At 71.2% G+C, this 17264-nt stretch carries 13 protein-coding genes and 2 pseudogenes; 5 read left to right on the forward strand and 10 right to left on the reverse strand.

What is annotated here, in order from left to right; genetic code table 11:
- Positions 1-39: 39 nt before the first annotated feature.
- Positions 40-1266 carry a serine hydrolase domain-containing protein gene (locus SMIR_RS02005; RefSeq protein ID WP_168497884.1) on the forward strand — a complete coding sequence of 409 codons (1227 nt, stop codon included), beginning with the start codon at positions 40-42 and terminating at the stop codon, positions 1264-1266.
- A 6-nt stretch (positions 1267-1272) separates the two neighbouring features.
- Here the strand turns inward: SMIR_RS02005 and SMIR_RS02010 are convergent, their stop codons facing one another.
- The 5 genes from SMIR_RS02010 to ribA all read right to left on the reverse strand — a co-directional run bounded on the left by SMIR_RS02010 (position 1273) and on the right by ribA (position 6398).
- Positions 1273-2424: a saccharopine dehydrogenase family protein gene (locus SMIR_RS02010; RefSeq protein WP_212726357.1), complete on the reverse strand. Its 1152-nt coding sequence runs from the start codon at positions 2422-2424 to the stop codon at positions 1273-1275.
- Complete coding sequence (locus SMIR_RS02015) at positions 2417-3517, reverse strand: saccharopine dehydrogenase (RefSeq protein WP_168497880.1); 1101 nt, start codon at positions 3515-3517, stop codon at positions 2417-2419. Before SMIR_RS02015 ends, SMIR_RS02010 begins: the two co-directional genes overlap by 8 nt.
- Positions 3514-4659: an NAD(P)/FAD-dependent oxidoreductase gene (locus SMIR_RS02020; RefSeq protein ID WP_168497878.1), complete on the reverse strand. Its 1146-nt coding sequence runs from the start codon at positions 4657-4659 to the stop codon at positions 3514-3516. Before SMIR_RS02020 ends, SMIR_RS02015 begins: the two co-directional genes overlap by 4 nt.
- The gene (locus SMIR_RS02025; RefSeq protein WP_168497876.1) at positions 4656-5633 is read right to left on the reverse strand and encodes an ornithine cyclodeaminase family protein; all 978 of its coding nucleotides are present in this window, start codon (positions 5631-5633) and stop codon (positions 4656-4658) included. The genes SMIR_RS02020 and SMIR_RS02025 overlap by 4 nt, the downstream gene beginning before the upstream one ends.
- A gap of 75 nt (positions 5634-5708) precedes the next feature.
- Positions 5709-6398 (reverse strand): GTP cyclohydrolase II, encoded by a 690-nt coding sequence (gene ribA / locus SMIR_RS02030; protein ID WP_168497874.1) that lies wholly within the window; start codon positions 6396-6398, stop codon positions 5709-5711.
- A gap of 49 nt (positions 6399-6447) precedes the next feature.
- Between ribA and SMIR_RS02035 the strand changes: the two genes are divergently transcribed.
- The gene (locus SMIR_RS02035; protein WP_168497872.1) at positions 6448-7251 is read left to right on the forward strand and encodes a creatininase family protein; all 804 of its coding nucleotides are present in this window, start codon (positions 6448-6450) and stop codon (positions 7249-7251) included.
- A 173-nt stretch (positions 7252-7424) separates the two neighbouring features.
- On the opposite strand, the pseudogene SMIR_RS44530 reads toward SMIR_RS02035, so the two are convergent.
- From SMIR_RS44530 to SMIR_RS02055, 5 genes and pseudogenes are all read right to left on the reverse strand, one after another.
- Positions 7425-8426 (reverse strand): annotated as a pseudogene (locus tag SMIR_RS44530) (lysylphosphatidylglycerol synthase domain-containing protein); the annotation flags it as partial.
- Positions 8427-8635: 209 nt separating this feature from the next.
- Positions 8636-9580 (reverse strand): class I SAM-dependent methyltransferase, encoded by a 945-nt coding sequence (locus SMIR_RS02040; RefSeq protein WP_212726358.1) that lies wholly within the window; start codon positions 9578-9580, stop codon positions 8636-8638.
- Positions 9577-10863, reverse strand: a complete 1287-nt coding sequence (locus tag SMIR_RS02045; protein WP_249938322.1) for a glycosyltransferase family 4 protein — start codon at positions 10861-10863, stop codon at positions 9577-9579. The genes SMIR_RS02040 and SMIR_RS02045 overlap by 4 nt, the downstream gene beginning before the upstream one ends.
- A complete protein-coding gene (locus SMIR_RS02050) occupies positions 10860-11258 on the reverse strand; it encodes a 6-pyruvoyl trahydropterin synthase family protein (protein ID WP_060900963.1) in 399 nt (132 codons plus the stop codon). Before SMIR_RS02050 ends, SMIR_RS02045 begins: the two co-directional genes overlap by 4 nt.
- A gap of 137 nt (positions 11259-11395) precedes the next feature.
- Positions 11396-12376, reverse strand: a complete 981-nt coding sequence (locus SMIR_RS02055; RefSeq protein ID WP_212726359.1) for a zinc-dependent alcohol dehydrogenase — start codon at positions 12374-12376, stop codon at positions 11396-11398.
- A gap of 106 nt (positions 12377-12482) precedes the next feature.
- On the opposite strand from SMIR_RS02055, the gene SMIR_RS02060 reads away from it, so the two are divergent.
- The 3 genes and pseudogenes from SMIR_RS02060 to SMIR_RS02070 form a co-directional block, all read left to right on the forward strand.
- A complete protein-coding gene (locus SMIR_RS02060) occupies positions 12483-13286 on the forward strand; it encodes a CDP-alcohol phosphatidyltransferase family protein (RefSeq protein ID WP_212726360.1) in 804 nt (267 codons plus the stop codon).
- 96 nt (positions 13287-13382) lie between these two features.
- A complete protein-coding gene (gene uvrA / locus SMIR_RS02065; protein ID WP_212726361.1) occupies positions 13383-16223 on the forward strand; it encodes an excinuclease ABC subunit UvrA in 2841 nt (946 codons plus the stop codon).
- Positions 16208-17245 (forward strand): annotated as a pseudogene (locus tag SMIR_RS02070) (RNA polymerase sigma factor); the annotation flags it as partial. The gene uvrA and the pseudogene SMIR_RS02070, both read left to right, overlap by 16 nt.
- Positions 17246-17264 lie beyond the last annotated feature (19 nt).

A 17264-nucleotide genomic window follows, 5' to 3' on the forward strand; every position in this document is an offset into this window, starting at 1 on the left:
GGGCGAGCGAGTCCGAGAGCCGCAGTCCGGAGGAGAACCATGGGACATCTGCGACAAGAGGTCGAGCCGAACGAGGCCGGCCTTGATCCGAAGGCGCTGGCCCGCCTGGACCAGCACTTCTCCCATCTGGTCGACGACCTCCGGCTGCCCGGCTATCTCGTGTCCGTGTCCCGGCACGGCCGGGTCGCGCACCTCACCACGTACGGCCACCGCGACCGCGAGGCCCGACTCCCCGTCGAGACCGACACCTTGTGGCGGATCTACTCGATGACGAAGCCGGTCACCTCGGTCGCCGCGCTGATGCTCCTGGAGGAGGGACGCTTCCGGCTCGACGACCCCGTCGCCCGTTTCCTTCCCGCCTTCGCCGAACCCCGGGTGTACGTCAGCGGGTCCGGCGCCGGCATGAAGACCCGCCCGGCCGAGCAACCCCTCCTGATCCGGCACCTGTTGACCCACACCTCGGGACTGACCTTCGGCTTCTACCACTCCCACCCCGTCGACGCGCTCTACCGCGACGCCGGTCTGGAGTCGTCGGTGGCGCCGGGCTCGGACCTGGCCGGCACCTGCGACGTGTACGCCGGGCTGCCCCTGCAGTTCGAGCCGGGCACCGAGTGGAACTACTCGGTCTCCACCAATGTGCTCGGCCGCCTGATCGAAGTGGTGTCGGGGCAGGACCTCGACGAGTTCCTCGCCGAGCGGATCTTCGGGCCGCTGGGGATGGCGGACGCCGGGTTCTGCGTCACCGACGAGCAGGCCGGGCGGCTCGCCCAGCTCTACGGGCAGGACGCCGAGGGCCGCATCACCCCGATCACCGGGCTCCCACTGCACGGCCGCCCGCGTTTCCTCTCCGGGAGCGGCGGCATGGTGGCCTCCGCGCACGACTACCACCGCTTCATGGAGATGCTCCGCCGCCGCGGCGAACTGGACGGGGCCCGGCTGCTGAAGCCGGAGACCGTGGACACGATGGCCGCCAATCACCTCCCGGGCGGGACAGACCGCCGCACCTTCGGCAGCGCGCTGCACCGGGAACCCGGCAACGCGGGGCTCGGCTTCGGGCTCGGGGTCTCCGTCGTGGTGGACCCCGAGATCACCCGGTCGCCTTCCAGCGAGGGCGCGTTCGGCTGGAGCGGGGTCGCCAGTACGACCTTCTGGGTCGACCCGCGCCACGACCTGACCGTGCAGTTCTACACCCAGGTCCGCCCGACCTCGTCCCACTCGATCTATCCCGAGCTCAAGCGGCTCGTGCACGAGGCGGTGCTCGACTGAGCCCGGCTACCCCGCGTGCAGGGTGAAGGGCACTCCCTCCCGGGCCAGTTCGGCCAGCCATTGCTCGGACCGCCGCGCCGTCTCCGCGGCGCGGCCGAGGCCTGGCGGAAGCGAACCGTCCAGGATGTGGCGGACTCCGAGGGCGAGTGTGCGGGAGACACAGCGGGCCATGGCGCTCTCCTCGGCGGTGCCCACGAGATCGAGGAGGTAGCGCCCCGACCAGGCCGCGCCGGAGCCGCCGCGGACGTCGAGGGAGACGGCGAGGACGACCCGGTCACGGTCCGCGTCAGTGGTCGGATAGGTCTTCGCCAGTTCCTGGGCGAGGTCGGTGATCCGCCGGTCGTCGCCCGCCTTCAGCTCCTCGAAGACCGCGTCCCAGGCCCGCAGCCAGCCGTCGAGGCGCAGGGTGCCGCGCACGAAGGTCTCCGGCTTCCAGGTGCCGGGAAGCCCGTACTGCTCGACGAAGGGCACGCTGTCGCGGTTGGGGTAGACCTCGAAGGCCTCGCCGTCGATCAGGTGGGGGCGGGTGGCCTCCCAGGGGCGGTCGGCGGTGGTCTCGGTGCCGTCCTCGACATAACGGGCGGGCGAGCGGAGAGCGTTGAGCACGCCCGCGGGCGCCCAGCTGAAGCGGTACTTGAAGTCGTTGGGCACGGCGGGGATGCCGCCGCAGTACGAGGTGAGGCGGTACGAGGCGGCCGACTCGGCGCCGATCTCGGCCTCGGCCCGGGCGATCAGACTGTGCGCGAAGAGGTGGTCGATGCCCGGGTCGAGCCCGCACTCGGTCAGTACCACCACTCCCGCCGCCTCGGCCGCGGGCACCTGGTCGAGGACCGCGTCCGAGACGTAGCTGGAGCAGGCGAAGTGGGCGCCGCGCTCGACGCAGACGCCGAGCAGCGGGGCGTGTTCGGGTGCGGGCAGCATGGAGACGACGACGTCTCCGGGGGTGAGCTCGGCGGCGAGCGCCTCCAGGGTGTACGCGCGGGGCTCGGCCCGCCCGGTCAGGCCCAGCGCCTCCAGGCTGCGCGCGGCGCGCTCTTCGGTGCGGTGCCACAGGCGTACGCGGTCGGCGGCGTCGCAGGTCGCGGCGAGACCGCTGCCGGTGGACAGGCCCGCGCCGATCCAGTGGACGGTGCCGCTTGCGGCCGTCACCTCAGACATCACGCGACTCCCCTTCCTCTGTCTTCTCCTCTTCCTCAACTTCCCCGGCTTCCTCGGCTTCCTCGGCTTCGAGGGCGCGGCACGCCTCGTGGAAGCGGTCCAGGCAGCGCCCCCACGGACCGCCGACCCCGAACTCCAGCAGCTGGGGCAGCAGCGCCGCCGAGAAGTCGACGCTCGCCTCCAGCGGCAGCAGCGACGGCAGATTGTCGATGGCGATCAGGTCGAGCGCGGGCCGCTCGCGGATGCGGCGGGCGGGGTGCGTCCAGTCCGTCGTGGTGTCGTAGATCGGCAGCACGTTCAGGGGGGAGCCGACGTCGCACGTGACGTCGCACAGCGTGCGCAGCCGGCGGCCGGGCTCGTCGAGGTCCCTGTCCGTGAGGAAGGGCGGGATCGGCCGGGTGGTGAGCACGGTGTTGACCATCAACTCGTGTGCCAGCAGCGCCGGTCGGTCCAGCTCACGGGTCTCGTCGAGGTCCCAGCAGGTGGGCTCGACCCCGGCCACACCCAGCGCCACGCGGGCGCCCCGGCCGCTGCGGCCGAGCGCGCCGATGACGAGGGCTCGCAACTCCCCCTTCTCTGACGCCAGTTCGGCATCGAGCTCCTCCTTCGACATGGGCCGCAAAGGGGCCTTGAGGCTGCCCCGGTGGTGCAACACCGCCAGGGCGGCGCCCAGGTATCCGGCCCAGTAGCCGAACGCGGCGAGCCTGCGCCCGTCGTCGTGCACCAGGTACTCGATGTCCAGCAGGGCTCCGCCCCCGGCGATGAACCTGTGGAGCAGAGCGGCTGCCCCGGGCTGCCGCTTGTAGGCATGCCCGAAGAAGACATGGCGGTGTGTCAGTTCGGCTGGCCCGTCCGGGAGTTCCTTCAGTCCCACGACTACGGCGTCCGGCGGCGCCGACACCCAGGAGCCCGCCTTCGCGACCCGGCACCCGGCGTTCTCGTACGCCTCGATGGGGAAGACCCGCTGGGGCGACTCCTCGACCGTGAGCGTCACGCCGCTCTCGACGAGCCGTCGGGCGTCCGAGGGCACGATCGGGGTACGCCGTTCGGTCGTACGGATCTCGTGGCGCAGCCACAAGTGGAGCTCGGTCATACGAGGTTGACCTCCGGGCGCGGGGCGTCGGCGGTGAAACGCTCGACGCTCAGGGGGCTGATGTCGACGAAGGGTACGCGGCCCAGGTACAGATCACGGATCACCTCGCCGACCGCCGGCCCCTGGAGGAAGCCGTGGCCCGAGAACCCGGTCGCGTACAGGAAACGTGAGCACGAAGGCGCCTCGCCGATCAGGGCGTTGTGGTCCGGGGTGATCTCGTACAGGCCCGCCCAGCCGCCCGTCCGGCGCAGGTCGAGCAGGGCCGGGGCGCGGCGCTCCATCGCCTCGGACAGGCGGGGGATCCAGCGGTCGTGGGTGGTGGTGGCGAAGCCGGGGACCTCGTCGGGGTCGGACATGCCGAGGAGGAGGCCGGGGCCCTCGCTGTGGAAGTAGAGGCTGGTGGTGAAGTCGATGGTCATGGGGAGGTCGGGCGGCAGGCCCGGGACGGCTTCGGTGACGGCGATCTGGCGGCGCAGCGGTTCCACCGGCAGGTCCACGCCCACCATCGCGCCGATCGCCCGCGACCAGGCACCGGCCGCGCAGACGACCGTGTCGGTGGCGATCCGCCCCTGGCTGGTGACGACCGCGGTGATCTCGTCGCCGCGGGTCTCGATGCCGGTGACCTCGCGGTGCCGCAGCAGGGTCGCGCCGTGCCGGCGGGCCCCGGCCGCGTAGCCCTGGACGACGGACTCGGGCGTGCAGTGCCCGTCGTCCGGGGAGAAGGCCGCCGCCCGCAGCCCGTCGGTGGTGATCAGCGGGGAGAGCCGCCGCGCCTCGGCCGGGTCGATCAGGCGGCTGGGCACCCCGAGCGCGTTCTGCAGCCGTACGCCGTCCTCGAAGGCGGCGACCTCCTCGGGCGTGGAGAGCAGGAACAGATAGCCGACCTGGTGCAGCCCGATGTCCTGGCCCAGCTCCTCACCGAAACGGACGAACGCCTCCAGACTCCGGGCACCCAGCTGGATGTTCAGCTCGTCGGAGAACTGCGCCCGGACCCCGCCCGCGGCCCGCGAGGTGGAACCGGAGGCGAGTTCGTCGCGCTCGACGAGCACCACGTCCGGCACGCCCGCCCTGGCCAGGTGGTAGGCGATGCTCGTGCCCATCACCCCGCCGCCGATCACGACGACCCGCGCGCTCCCGGTCATGGGCGCGTCTCCCGGGCGCGAGCGGCCTCGATCACGGCCCAGGCCGCGGCGGCGTCCTGGATGCCCAGCCCGACGCTGTTGTAGAAGACGATGTCGTCGGGGTGGGTGCGGGCCGGGTGGCGGCCGGTGAGGACGCCGCCGAGCGGGATCAGGTCGGCACGGGTGAGTACTCCGTCCCGCAGCGCGTCCACGATCGGTCCGGCGTGCTCCGCCGCCGTCTCCGGGTCGTCGACCACGACCGCCGCCGCCCGCCGTACGACCTCCGTGTCGACCTCGCTGCGGGTGGGCTCGAAGGAGCCGACGCTCACGACCGTGCACCCGGGCGCCAGCCACGCGCCCCGTACGACGGGTGTGCTGCTGAGCGTGCAGGCGGCGACCATGGGCAGGCCCGCGACGGCTTCCTCCGCCGTGTCGACGGCCTTGGTCGCGACCCCGAGTTCCGTCGCGAGGCGCCGCGCCGCCCGCGCCCGTCGGGCCGGGTCAGGGCTCCACACCCGTACGGACCTGAGGTCCCGCACCCGGGCGACGGCCCGCGCGTGGGCGAGAGCCTGGGTGCCGGAGCCGAGAAGGCCCAGCTCCGCGCTGTCGGCGGTGGCCAGCGCGTCGAGGGCGACGGCGCTCGCCGCGGCGGTGCGCAGGGTCGTGACCGCCGTACCGTCCATGACGGCGGCGAGTTGCCCGGTCACCGGATCGAGCGCGTTGATCACGGCGTGCACCGTCGGCAGCCCGGCCGCCGTGTTGGCCGGGTTGACGCTGCCGAACTTGGCGACGGCCCCGGTGTCCGCGGACAGCCGGGCGAGGTAGGCGAAGACGACACTGTCGTCGAATCGGCTGGGGTGCATGATCTTGCCGGGGAGCTCGGCGGTGCCGTCACCGAGCGCGGTGAACGCCGCGCGCTGCGAGGCGATCGCCGCATCGGTGTCCAACAGCTCCGTCACCCGGTCCCGGGAGAGGTACAGGACGTCGTCGGTCATTCCTTGTACCTTTCCCCGCACGCACCTCTCTCACCACAACCGACGCCTCCGGGTGACGTCCTCGGGCGCCCGCGCTCAGGAGGAGTGCGAGACCACCACGTCCAGGTGCGGCAGGAAGTGGTCGAGGCGCTCCCGCTTGGTGCGCAGATAGGTGATGTTCTGCGGGCACGGCGGTATGAGCAGCGGGACCTGCTCGGTGACCTTGATGCCGTTGCGCTGGAGCGACTCCCGCTTGCGCGGGTTGTTCGAGAGGAGGCGTACGGAGCGGACGCCGAGGTCGTGCAGGATGTCCGCCGCCACCCGGTAGTCACGGGCGTCGACCGGAAGGCCGAGGGCGACGTTCGCCTCGACGGTGTCGAGGCCCTCCGACTGGAGCTTCATCGCCTGCAGCTTGGCGAGCAGGCCGATGCCGCGGCCCTCGTGGCCGCGGAGGTACACGAGGACGCCACGGCCCTCCGCGACGATGGCGCGCAGCGCGGCGGCCAGCTGGTCGCCGCACTCGCAGTGGGTGGAGCCGAAGGCGTCCCCGGTGAGGCACTCCGAATGGAGCCGGGTGAGGATGCCCTCCTTCGTGGCGCCTTCCCCGCTCTTGCTGAGGTCGCCGACCTCGCCGTAAACCAGGGCCACTTGCTCCTCTCCGCGATCGTGATCCAGGAAGCCGACCGCCTGGAAGTCCCCGTACACGGTGGGCAAAGGGGCATTGACGACTCGTTCGACACCTGTGAGGCGTGCGGTCCCGGCGAGTACTCCAAAGTTATCTGTCATGATCTGGTTCCTAAGCAGAGTCGAAAGCAGAGTCGAAAGGCCGTGAAACATGAGTGGTTCGGGAACGCGCTCGGCGGTATCCGGTCTGTTGCCGGCGGACACCACGGAGGATGTGCGCGAGCGGGGGGCCGGTGTCGCCCGTGAGGTCGCCGTGCTTCCCGTCGGGAGTTTCGAACAGCACGGTGCCTATCTTCCGTTGGCGACGGACACCCTGGTCGCGTGCGCCGTCGCGGAACGGATCGCCGCCGCTCATCCGGTCCATCTCCTCCCTCCGGTGACGATCTCCTGCTCGCACGAGCACGCGGCCTGGCCGGGTACCGTCAGCATTTCCGCCGTCACGCTGCACGCGGTGGTACGGGACATAGCCGCATCGCTGCGCCATTCCGGCGTCGACACCCTGGTGCTGGTCAACGGGCACGGCGGGAATTACGTGCTGGGCAATGTGGTTCAGGAATCCGTCGGCACCGGTACGCGTATGGCGCTTTTCCCGGCCATGGAGGACTGGGAGGCGGCGCTGGAACGGGCAGGCGTGGAGACCTCGTTGCTCACCGACATGCACGCCGGTGAAATCGAGACCTCCATTCTTCTGCACACGCACCCCGAATTGGTCCGGCCCGGTTACGAGACCTCTGATTTCGTCGCGGACGACCGCCGTCATCTGCTCACCCTCGGAATGGCCGGCTATACCGAGTCCGGCGTCATCGGCCGTCCCTCGAAGGCGTCCGCCGACAAGGGGAAGGAGCTCCTGGCCGGGCTGACCGAGGCCTTCGGGGCGTACTTCTCCTTGGTGACGGCGAAGACGCTGCCCACCGCCTCCGACGCGGCCCCGGTCAAGGGGACTTCCGGAATGTGAACTTCGGCGGTCTCTGACGCTCGGCATTGATCGTGCCCTCCTGCGTTCTCCTGCCGGGGGCGCCGCAGCGCCGCGAACCACCGGACGACCAGGACCACGACGCCGGGCAGCGCGGCGGCGAAGCTGAGCACTCCGTAGATCACCGCGACGCTCAGGCCCATGCCGGCGCCCAGCCCGGCGGCGCCGAAGGCCCAGGCCATGACGCCTTCCCTGGGGCCCCAGCCACCGATGTTCAGCGGCAGGCCCATGGCGAGCAGGGCCAGCAGGGCGAGCGGCAGCAGTACCGTGGCGGAGGCGTGGGATCCGGCGACGCGGGCGGCGAGCAGGAACATCGCCAGATGTCCCGCCAGCACCACGACCGACGAGATGAGCACGCCCGGCCAGTTGCCGCGGGCGAGCAGCGCGCCGCGCGCCTCGATGAGCGCGGCGCGGACAGCTCCGTAGCGCCGGGACGAGCCGGACGAAGCTCTGCCCCTGCGAACCGCGCCCGCCGTCACGACGACCCCGCACACCGAGACGATGGCCAGGATCAGGGCGAGGTGGCGGGCGTCCGTGAGGACCGGTGACGGCAGGGTGAGCAGGACCACCGCTCCGACGGCCACCAGGACCGCCTGGCCCGCGGTCCGTTCGAGGACCACGGCGCGTACGCCGCGGCCGACGTCCCCGGTGCTCTGGCCGTGTCGTACAGCGCGGTGCACATCGCCGAGGACACCGCCGGGCAGCGCCGCGTTCAGGAACAGCGCGCGGTAGTAGTCCGCGACGGCGCCGCCCAGCGGCAGCCGGATCCGCAGCCCACGCGCCACCAGGCACCAGCGCCAGGCGCTGAACACGGTGGTCAGCAGACCGAGCCCAAGCCCTGCCAGCAGGATCGGGCCGTCGACCCGCCGCAGCCCGTCCAGGAAGACACCGGTACCGAGCCGCCAGAGCAGCACACCGAGGATGAGGACACCGGCGACGGAACCGATGTGCGTGCGCAGCGCGCCCCCCTTGCGTCGGGCGGGGGTCGCTTCGGCTTCCTGCCGGGCCGGGGTCGGGGACGTCTCGGCGTCGACGTGTACCGCGGCGGCCGCGTCCCGCCCGCCGTCGCCGGGCGGCGGTATGACGGCGAGTCTGCCGCGGTCGGCTTCCGCGGCGGGGCGGGGACGCAGGAGCTCCGTCAAGCGGCGGCCCGGCATCACGTTCGACTCGCCCTCGGTGTGCGGCTCACCCTCAGAGTGCGGCTCACCCGTCTCGCCACCGGTCGGTGCCGTGTCCGCGTGACTCACGTCGCCGCACACCGCGACCAGGTCCACGTCGGCGTGGGCCCGGACAGCGGTCGCCGCATCGCGCTCGCGGGACGTGCCGGCGTCCACGCCGACCGCCTCCGCCGTCCCCGCCCCGGCGCTCACGCCGCACCGTCCGTCGGTCGCGGCAGCGCCAGTACGTCACTGTGGTGGACCCGTACGCGCAGCTCACCCGCGGCGCAGGCGGCGAGGCGGGACTGCAGATACGACTCTGCACGGGCGGCCAGCGCGGGCCGCTCCTCGACGGCCGCGCCGACCCAGCCGCGCAGCCACTCCGCCGTGAGGTCGGCCTCGTCGGCGCCGAGCCGCCAGGGGCTCGGATGCACCCGTACCGTCGCGCCGTGCCGGTCGAAGGCCTCACAGGCCGCCGTGATCGCGTCGGGGCCGAGCAGTTCCCCGCGCCGCTGGTGGGCGTTGAACGCCTCGATGAACTCGGCGTCCAGCGGATCGGCCGGTGTGAACTCGACGCGCCCCACGACGGAGAGCGTGAGCAGGGCCGGCACCCCGGCGCCCGCGCAGGCCGCCGCGAGCCGGTCGATCTCCTCGCGGGTCAGCACGTCGAGCAGGGCGGACGCCGTCACCAGTGACGCCCCGGTCAGCGCGTCCGCGGTCAGCCGGCCGATGTCACCGCGCTGGGTGGTGACCGTGACCCGGCTGCCGTCGGCGGCCGCGTGCGGTGCGCCCACGGTCGCGAAGTGCAGCAGATACGGGTCCCGGTCGTGCAGGATCCAGTGCTGGGCGCCGTCGAGCCGGGGGGCGAGCCACCGGCCCATGGAGCCGGTGCCGCAGCCGAGGTCGTGGATCACCAGGTCGCCGCCGCGGCCCGGCCGGTTCGCCAGCCGGATGCGCAGCGGGTCGAGCAGTTCGGGCGCCCGTGCGGCGGCGTCCGCCGGCTCCCGCAGCTGGAGCCACTGGGGGGCGTAGCGGGGCACGTCGTCGTCGGGCGCGCTCGCGCGCTGCCCCGGAACCCCGGACACACCACCCTGCACGCCCACCTCCGACACGCCCTGTTCCGGAACTCCCGACGGAGTCGCAGTCATACTCATGCCGCCCTCCGAGGCTGCTGCGGAAGACGTCCCAGCACTCCGGCCAGGCTGCGGGCGGTGGTCGCCCAGCCGTCCAGCGCGGCCCGGCGACTGCGCGCGGCGGCCTTCAGCCGGCGGCGCACATCGGCCTCGCCGAACCAGCCGCGCAGTTCCGCGGCGAGCGCCGCCGGGTTCTCCGGAGGTACGAGGATGCCGGGGACCCCGCCGTCGGGCGCGCGCCCGACCGCCTCGGGGAGACCGCCGACGTCGGTCGCCAGCACCGGGATCCCGCGCGCGAGTGCCTCGGTGACGGCCATGCCGTACGTCTCGGCGTAGGAGGTGAGGACCATGAGATCGGCCGCCGCGTAGCTCGCGTCGAGTTCCGCGCCCGCCTGCGGTCCGGCGAGGTGCAGCCGGTCGCCGAGCCCGTACTTCCCGATCAGGGTGCGCAGCTGGGCGACATACGCCGGGTCCTGGGTGAGTCCGCCGACGCAGACGCAGCTCCAGGGCAGGTCGGTGACGGTGGCGAGGGCCTCGACCAGCCGGTGCTGGCCCTTGCGCGGGGTGACCGCGGCGACGCACAGCAGCCGGGAGACACCGTCGGTGCCGGAGGCGAGGGGCGCGATGTCGGCGCCCGGGGCGGCGACATGGACCCGTTCCGGGGCGAGCCCGTGGTGGGCGACCAGCCGGCGGACGGCCCAGTCGCTGGTGGCGACGACGGCGGACACGGCCCGCAGCGTCGCCCGTTCCTTCGCGTCCAGCTCGGCGGCCGCGGCGGGCGCGAGCCCGGTCTCGTCGCCGAGCGGCAGGTGCACCAGGACGGCGAGACGCAGCCGTTCGGCCTCGGGGACGATGATCTCGGGGACGCCGCAGGCGACCAGCCCGTCGAGGAGGACGACCGCGTCGTCCGGGAACTCACTGAGCGTGCGAGCCAGCTCCGCACGGGCGGAAGCCGACGGTCGGGGCCAGCTGCCCGCGACGGCGTGCTTGTGGACCTGCCAGCCGAAGCCGGGCAGGTCGAGGCAGAGCCGCCGGTCGTAGGCGTTGCCGCCGCTGGGCGCGGACGCGTCGTCGACACCGCCCGGCATCACGAAGTGCACGGAGCGCAGGGACATGGGGATGATCTCGGCGTTCTTGAGAGCCGTGTGCTGCACGGGCACGTAGTTCAGGGAAGCCTGGTCGCCGTTCGCGGACGCCGGGCCGGTCTTCGGAGCCGCCGGGCTGGTCTTCGGGGACACCTGACCGGTCTTGGGAGACACCTGACCGGTCTTCGGGGACGCCTGGTCCATGGTCGTGTCGGTCACAGTGCACGCTCGTAACTCGCCCAGGCGATGTGCGACTCGTGCAGGGTGACCGTGATGCCCGCGAGGCCTTGGGCGCCCTCGCCGAGGGCCCCCGCGTGCACGCGCTCGGCGAGGCGGTCGGCGATGACCTTGGCCAGGAACTCCGTCGAGGTGTTGGTGTTCTTGAAGTCCGGTTCGTTGTCGAGGTTGCGGTAGTTCAGCGCGCTCACGACTGCGCCGAGTTCCTGCGTGGCCAGACCGATGTCGACGACGATGTTGTCGTCGTCCAGCTCGGCCCGGCGAAACGTGGCGTCCACCAGGAACGTCGCCCCGTGCAGGCGTTGCGCGGGCCCGAAGACCTCGCCACGGAAGCTGTGGGCGATCATCAGGTGATCGCGGACGGTGATGCTGAACAACGGACGACCCTCCAGGTGCGGCACGTCTGATCCCCTGCCGGGACCATGCCGTGTAGTACGGCTGCCCCGTTCTCCTTGTTCAGCTGCCTGTTCCCCTTTCTTTGCAGTTTTTGGAGGTCAGGCAGGTTGTTCAGTGCTCAAACGCCTTCGTAGACGACGCGATGGCACAGGCCGGGTATCGATCCGGAGGCCAACTTCGGCATCACGTCGGGCAGTTCGTCGAAGCCGCACTCACCGGTGACGAGCGCGTCAAAGGCGGGCTCGGCGAGCAGTTCCAGGGCGAGCGCCAGCCGATCGGCGTACGTCCGGCTGGCGCGCCGCGCCGGTGAAACGGAACCCACCTGGCTGCTGCGCACGACCAGGCGCCGTGAGTGGAAGGCCTCGCCCAGGGGCAGGCTGACCCGCCGGTCGCCGTACCAGCTCATCTCCAGGACGGTGCCCTCCTGGGCGAGGAGCTCCAGCGACCGGGTGAGCCCGGCCTCGGTGGCGCTGGCGTGCACGACGAGGTCGCACTCGCCCGCGGCGTCCGCGGGGAGCGCGAAATCGACGCCCAGGGCGCGGGCGATGTCGGCGCGCGCGGGGTCGGCGTCGACGAGCTGGACGCGTACGCCCGGGAAGCGGGCGAGGAGCGCGGCGATGGAGCAGCCGACCATGCCGCCGCCCACCACGGCGATCCGGTCGCCGACCAGCGGGGCCGCGTCCCACAGCGCGTTCACCGCGGTCTCCACGGTCCCGGCGAGCACCGCGCGCGGGGCGGGGACGGAGTCCGGTACGACGGTCACGGCGCTCAGCGGCACGACGTACCGCGTCTGGTGCGGATACAGGCAGAAGACGGTCCGGCCGCGCAGACCCGCCGGGCCTTCCTCCACCTGGCCGACGCTCAAATAGCCGTATTTCACCGGTCCGGGGAAATCCCCCTCCTGGAACGGTGCACGCATCGAAGCATGCTGACTTTCCGGAACGCCGCCGCGGAAGACGAGGGTCTCGGTGCCCCGGCTCACCCCCGAGTAGAGCGTGCGCACCAGCACCTCCCCCTCGGCGGGGGCCGACAGGGCGACCTCGCGTATCTCGGCGTGGCCGGGCGAGTTCAGCCAGAAGGCACGAGCTGTGAGTTCCATGAGCGTCCCCCTGAACGATTCAGCAGATCTTCACGTACGGAGCGGTGACAAGCCGCGCACTGTACGCGGCGTTGATCGACTCTGTCATACGGCCGGAGGATGTGCGGTGGCCCTGAACAACACGTACGACGCGAGGCTCTTGGCGCAGGAGACCATGGTGGGAGCGGGTCTGCAGCTCCTGGTGCTGGCTCTGCTGGGCACGGCGATCGGGATGGGGCCCGCGGGCTGGCTGACCGGTCTGGCCTTCGCGCTCGCCACCTGGGCGGTTCTCACCCGTGCCCTGCGTCGCTCACGGCCCCGCTCCTTCGGACCGGCCAATCGGGTGACGCTCGGCCGGGCCATCCTGGTCGGCGGGGTCACCGCCCTGGTCGCGGACTCCTTCGAGAGCTCGCCCCCGGTCAGCCTGCTCGTCGGTCTCACGGCGGTCGCCCTGATCCTCGACGGGGTGGACGGCAAGGTCGCCCGTCGCACCGGCACCTCGACCGCGCTGGGCGCCCGCTTCGACATGGAGGTGGACGCGTTCCTGATCCTGGTGCTGAGCGTGTACGTCTCGATGTCGCTAGGCCCGTGGGTGCTGCTGATCGGCACCATGCGGTACGCGTTCGTGGCGGCGGCCCGGGTGCTGCCCTGGCTGAACGCGGCGCTGCCGCACAGCATGGCGCGCAAGACCGTGGCGGCCCTTCAGGGGATCGTGCTGCTCGTCGCGGGCGCCGGGATCATGCCCCTGGAGGGCAACGCCGCCGCGGTGCTCCTCGCGCTCGCCTCGCTCGTCTGGTCGTTCGGCCGCGACATCACCTGGCTGTACCGCCACCGCCACCCGGTCGAGGAGCGGACGCAGGAGCAGGCGCGGAACCAGCAGGAGCAGGAGCAGCAGGTGCGGGACGGCGTCCGCGAGCTCGTCGAAGCGTGAGGTCGCGGCGGCGACGGGCGGAGCGGCACCGAGGGCGGAATCAGTTGATAACGATTCCGCAACCGCACGCTCTGCCGCGTCGTAGGGTTCGGATGTGTGAAAGACCGAATCGTCATCAAGGGCGCCCGTCAGCACAACCTGCGTGACATCTCCGTGGAGTTGCCCAGGAATGCGCTCATCGCTTTCACCGGAGTATCGGGCTCGGGAAAATCCAGTCTGGCTTTCGACACGATTTTCGCCGAAGGTCGCCGGCGTTACGTCGAATCGCTTTCCGTCTACGCCCGACAGTTTCTCGGCGAGTTGGACAAGCCCGATGTCGATGTGATCGAGGGCCTGTCGCCGGCCACCGCGATCGACCAGAAGAGGACCGGCCGCAACCCGCTCTCCACGGTCGGCACCCTCGCCGAGGTCTACGACCACCTGCGTCTGCTGTACGCCCGCGTCGGGCGCCCGCGCTGCCCCGAGTGCGGCGAGCCGGTCGAACGGCAAACTCCCCAGCAGATCGTGGACCGGCTGCTCGCGAAGGGCGACGGGGTGCGCGTCCAGGTGCCGGCTCCGGTGGTTCGGGACCGCAAGGGCGAGCATGCGGACGTGTTCGGGCAGTTGCGGGCCGACGGGTTCAGCCGGGTGCGGGTCGACGGGGAGGTCCATCCGCTCACCGGTCCGCCGCCGCTGGACAAACGCAGGAAGCACTCGATCGACGTGGTCGTGGACCGGCTCGTGGTGAAGGCGATTGCGCGACAGCGGCCGACCGAGTCCGTCGAGACCGCGCTCGGGCTCGCCGGAGGCGTCGTCCGCGTCGACTTCGTGGATCTGGACGCCTCCGCCCCGGAACGTGAGGTGCTGTTCTCGGAGCGGATGGCCTGCCCGCGGTCGCACGACATCGGCCTTGGGGCGCTGGAGCCGCGGCTGTTCTCCTTCAACGCGCCGTGGGGTGCCTGCCCCGAGTGCACCGGCCTGGGCTCGCGGATGGAGGCCGACCCCGGACTCGTCGTACCGGACGAGGAGAAGTCGCTGTCCGAGGGCGCCGTCGCGCCGTGGACGAACACCGGCGGCGCCGGGTACTTCACCCGGCTGCTCGAAGCGGTGGCCGCGTCGGCCGGGTTCAGCACCGTCGTCCCCTGGCATCAACGGCCCGCTGCAGCCAAGAAGGTGGTACTGCGCGGGTTCCGGGAGCAGGTACACCTCACCGATCGGAACCGGTTCGGGCGCGAGCGTTCCCACCTCACCCGGTTCGAGGGCGTCCTCCCCCATGTCACCCGCCGCCACTCACAGGAGGACGCCTCCCGGGAGCGGTTCGCGGGCTGTGTGCGCGAGGTGCCCTGCCCGGCCTGCGGCGGCGCCCGGCTGAAGCCGGGCTTGCTCGCCGTCACCATGGGCGGACGCACCATCGCCGAGCTGACGGCACTGCCGATCGATCAACTCGCACGATTTTTGCGGGACCTGGAGCTGGCGGGCTGGGAGCGGCGGGTCGCCGACGCCGTCGTCGCGGAGATCGGCGAGCGGCTGCGGTTCCTCCTCGACGTCGGCCTGGACCATCTGTCGCTGAACCGGCCGACCGCCAGTCTGTCCGGCGGCGAGGCGCAGCGGATCCGGCTGGCCAACCGGATCGACACCGGTCTGGTCGGCGTGCTGTACGTGCTGGACGAACCGAGCATCGGGCTGCACCTGCGCGACAACCGGCGGCTCGTCGAGACACTGCTGCGGCTGCGGGACCGTGGCAACACCGTCCTCGTCGTCGAGCACGACGAGGAGACCGTGAAGGTCGCCGACTGGATGGTGGACATCGGGCCGGGCGCGGGCGCGCACGGCGGACACGTGGCGCACTCGGGTACCGTGCGCGAGCTCCTCGGCCATCCGACCTCCCTCACCGGCGCCCATCTGTCCGGCCGGCGGCGGATACCGCCGCCCGAGGCACGCAGGCCCCGCACGGAGGGGCGTGCGATCACGGTGCACGACGCCGGCGAGCACAACCCGCGCGAGGTGTCGGTCTCGTCCCCGCTCGGGCAGTTCGTCGCCATCACGGATGTGTCCGGCTCGGGCAAGTCGACACTGGTCAACGACATCCTCTACACGGCACTGGCCAAACAGCTCTACGGCGCCCACAAGGTGCCCGGCCGACACCGCACGCTCACCGGCGTCGGGGAGATCGACAAGGTGGTCCAGGTCGACCAGTCCCCGATCGGCCGCAGCCCCCGGTCGAACCCGGCGACGTACACCGGAGTCTTCGACCACCTGCGGAAGCTGTTCGCGCAGACCCCGGAGGCGAAGGTGTGCGGCTACCAGCCGGGCCGTTTCTCCTTCAACCTCAAGGGCGGCCGCTGCGAGCACTGCCACGGCGACGGCGACACCATCAAGGTCGAGATGAACTTCCTCCCTGACGTCTACGTGCCGTATGAGGTGTGTCACGGAGCGCGGTACAACCGGGAGACCCTGGACGTACACTTCAAAGGCAGGTCCATCGCCGACGTACTGGGCATGACCATCGAGGACAGCCTGGATTTCTTCGCGGAACACGCGATCATCTCCCGGCACCTGAGGGCACTCCATGACGTGGGTCTGGGCTATGTGGAACTCGGACAGCCCGCCACGACGCTCTCCGGCGGCGAGGCACAACGCGTCAAGCTCGCCTCCGAACTGCAGAAACGCACCAAAGGCAGAACCTTCTACGTCGTCGACGAGCCGACCACCGGCCTGCACGTCGACGACGTCCGCCAACTGCTGGCCGTGCTCCACCGCGTCGACCAAGGCAACACGGTCGTCGTCATCGAGCACGACCTCGACGTGATCAAGACCGCCGACTGGATCGTCGACATGGGTCCCGAAGGCGGCCACCGCGGCGGCACCGTGATCGCCGAGGGCACCCCCGAACAGGTGGTGGCCCAGCCTCGGTCCTACACCGGGCAGTTCCTCCGACCGCTTCTGGAGAGGAGTTGAGCGCCATGGAAACGGACACTCAGGCATGGGAACTGGAGTCGCCCCGTCCCGACGCGTACCCGGACGAGGACGCCGACGCGCCCAGCCCCCGGCTCACCTCCGGCGGCGCCACGATCGATCAGGTGCGTGACTACCTCAAGCAGATCTCCCGGGTCTCCCTCCTCGACGCCGAGAAGGAGGTGGAGCTGGCGAAGCGGATCGAGGCGGGCCTGTTCGCCGAGCGGAGGCTGGCGGAGGAGTCGGCCCTCGGCCTGGAATTCCGACGCGAACTGGAGATTCTCGCCGCGGACGGGCACGTGGCGAAATCCCATCTCGTCGAGGCGAACCTGCGCCTGGTCGTCTCCATCGCCAAGCGGTACAGCAGGCGCGGAATGCTTTTCCTGGATCTGATCCAGGAGGGGAACACAGGACTGATCCGCGCGGTGGAGAAATTCGACTACACCAAAGGGTTCAAGTTCTCGACCTATGCGACCTGGTGGATCCGGCAGGCGATTTCACGCGCCCTCGCCGACCAGAGCCGGACCATCCGCATTCCCGTCCACATGGTCGAGGTCATCAACCGCATGGCCAAGGTCCGCCGGGAAATACTCCAGGACACCGGGGCCGAACCCACACCGGAACAACTCGCGGACAAGCTGGACGTCCCCGTCGAGAAGATCACCGAGATAGAGGGCTACAGCAAGCAACCGGTCTCACTCCACACCCCGCTCGGCGAGGACGGCGGCACGGAACTCGGTGACATCCTGGAGGACAGCGAGACCATCTCCCCCGCGGACATGGTCACCTTCCTCCTCCTCAAGGACGCCATCCAGGCCGTCCTCGCGAACATGACCGCACGCGAGGCCGGAATCATCTCCCTGCGCTACGGCCTCATCGACGGGCAGGCCCGGACTCTGGAGGAGATTGGGCAGGTGTACGGGGTGACACGCGAGCGGATCCGCCAGATCGAGTCCAAGACGATGTCCAAACTGCGCCACCCCTCCCGCTCCCAGGCCCTACGGGACTACCTCGACGTCAGCTGATCCCCTGCTCCCGAAGCGG

The sequence above is a fragment of the Streptomyces mirabilis genome (assembly GCF_018310535.1).
Lineage (GTDB): Bacteria > Actinomycetota > Actinomycetes > Streptomycetales > Streptomycetaceae > Streptomyces.

Coding starts and splice junctions, on each gene's coding strand:
- SMIR_RS02020 (WP_168497878.1), bottom strand. CDS start 4,659: ATGACCGGGAGCGCGCGGGTCGTCGTGATCGGCGGCGGGGTGATGGGC.
- SMIR_RS02055 (WP_212726359.1), bottom strand. CDS start 12,376: ATGGAACTCACAGCTCGTGCCTTCTGGCTGAACTCGCCCGGCCACGCC.
- SMIR_RS02040 (WP_212726358.1), bottom strand. CDS start 9,580: ATGAGTATGACTGCGACTCCGTCGGGAGTTCCGGAACAGGGCGTGTCG.
- SMIR_RS02015 (WP_168497880.1), bottom strand. CDS start 3,517: ATGACCGAGCTCCACTTGTGGCTGCGCCACGAGATCCGTACGACCGAA.
- SMIR_RS02025 (WP_168497876.1), bottom strand. CDS start 5,633: ATGACCGACGACGTCCTGTACCTCTCCCGGGACCGGGTGACGGAGCTG.
- SMIR_RS02010 (WP_212726357.1), bottom strand. CDS start 2,424: ATGTCTGAGGTGACGGCCGCAAGCGGCACCGTCCACTGGATCGGCGCG.
- SMIR_RS02005 (WP_168497884.1), top strand. CDS start 40: ATGGGACATCTGCGACAAGAGGTCGAGCCGAACGAGGCCGGCCTTGAT.
- SMIR_RS02035 (WP_168497872.1), top strand. CDS start 6,448: ATGAGTGGTTCGGGAACGCGCTCGGCGGTATCCGGTCTGTTGCCGGCG.
- ribA (WP_168497874.1), bottom strand. CDS start 6,398: ATGACAGATAACTTTGGAGTACTCGCCGGGACCGCACGCCTCACAGGT.